This window comes from Acidovorax sp. KPB24-03 (assembly GCF_057546605.1).
The window spans coordinates 1-1344 of sequence record NZ_BAAJYR010000663.1; the positions used below are offsets into that span (position 1 = coordinate 1).

Below are 1344 nucleotides of genomic sequence, written 5' to 3' on the forward strand. Positions count from 1 at the left end.
CGCCGCGTGGTCCGGTGCAGCAACCGGGTGCCGAGCTGGCTTTCGAGCTGCTGAACCGCCACCGACGCGGCGGCTTTCGGAATGCCGAGCGCATCGGCGGCCTGGGTGAAGCTGGACAGCTCCGCCACGCGGACGAACACCAGCATGCGGTCGAGGGGGTTCATTGTCTTTCTGGGGTGAACAAACTGATCAATTTTTGCCGATTTATGGGAGGGTGTCTGCTCAATAGACTGCCAAGCATTCCGTTGCCATCCCACTGAAAGGCCTGCCATGACCGCTTCTCTCCCCTCCCCATCCTCCACCGCGTCCTCGCCGGAAGCCGGCGCCCCCATCGCCTTGGTCACCGGCGGCAGCCGCGGCCTGGGCCGCAATGCCGCGCTGCACATCGCCCAGCAGGGCATCGACGTGATCCTGACCTACCGCAGCCAGGCGGCCGAAGCCGAGGCCACCGTGGCCGAGATCGAACGCCTGGGCCGGCGCGCCGTGGCCCTGCCGCTCGACGTCTCGCAGAGCGCCGGCTTCGCCGCGTTCGCCGCCCAGGTGCGCGAGGTGCTGTCGGGCCGCTGGCAACGCGAGCGCTTCGACTTCCTGGTGAACAACGCGGGCATCGGCATCCATGCCGGCTTCATGGAGACGACCGAGGCGCAGTTTGACCAGCTCGTCGACATCCATTTCAAGGGCGTGTTCTTCCTCACGCAAAAGCTGTTGCCGCTCATGAACGACGGGGGGCGCATCGTCAACGTGTCCACCGGCCTGGCCCGCTTCGCGCTGCCGGGGTTCGCCGCCTATGCTGCCATGAAGGGCGCCGTGGAGGTGCTGACCCGCTATCTGGCCAAGGAGCTGGGCCCGCGCGGCATCGCCGTGAACGTGGTCGCCCCGGGTGCCATCGAGACGGACTTCGGTGGCGGAGCGGTGCGCGACAACGCGCAGATGAACGCCTTCATCGCGTCCCAGACCGCGCTGGGCCGGGTCGGCCAGCCGGACGACATCGGCGGCGTGATCGCCTCGCTGCTGCTGCCCGGCAGCCGCTGGGTCAACGCGCAGCGCATCGAGGCGTCCGGCGGCATGTTCCTGTAAGCCTCAGTTCAAGCCGCGCCGCGGTGCAGCACCCGCCGGTACTGCACGGCCTCGGCCACGTGCGCCGGGGCGATGGCCGTGCTGCCGGCCAGGTCCGCGATCGTGCGGGCCACCCTCAGCGCGCGGTGCGTGCTGCGGGCCAGGCCGTTCTTCTTGAAAATGCCCGCCTTGTCGGCCAGCGTGAGCGGCGCGAAGCCCGTCCAGCCCGACATGCCCAGCGCCAATCTTCACGTTCTGCGCCTGGGCCTGCAGGGACAGCCCCGCCAC

The 1344-nt window shown here is 69.0% G+C and carries 2 protein-coding genes and 1 pseudogene; 1 reads left to right on the plus strand and 2 read right to left on the minus strand.

The window, feature by feature from the left end:
- Window positions 1–164: helix-turn-helix domain-containing protein (locus AC27KI_RS24965; protein ID WP_487091183.1), on the minus strand; the 164-nt coding region annotated here is incomplete at its 3' end.
- 106 nt (window positions 165–270) lie between these two features.
- On the opposite strand from AC27KI_RS24965, the gene AC27KI_RS24970 reads away from it, so the two are divergent.
- Entirely contained in the window at window positions 271–1077 is an 807-nt protein-coding gene (locus AC27KI_RS24970) for an SDR family NAD(P)-dependent oxidoreductase (RefSeq protein WP_487091181.1), read from the plus strand.
- 8 nt (window positions 1078–1085) lie between these two features.
- Here the strand turns inward: AC27KI_RS24970 and AC27KI_RS24975 are convergent.
- A pseudogene (locus tag AC27KI_RS24975) lies at window positions 1086–1217 on the minus strand (magnesium chelatase subunit ChlI family protein); the annotation flags it as partial.
- Window positions 1218–1344: the final 127 nt, after the last annotated feature.

Bases quoted from the DNA above. Each gene is read 5' to 3' on its own strand.
- AC27KI_RS24970 (WP_487091181.1), top strand. From the start codon at position 271: ATGACCGCTTCTCTCCCCTCCCCATCCTCCACCGCGTCCTCGCCGGAA.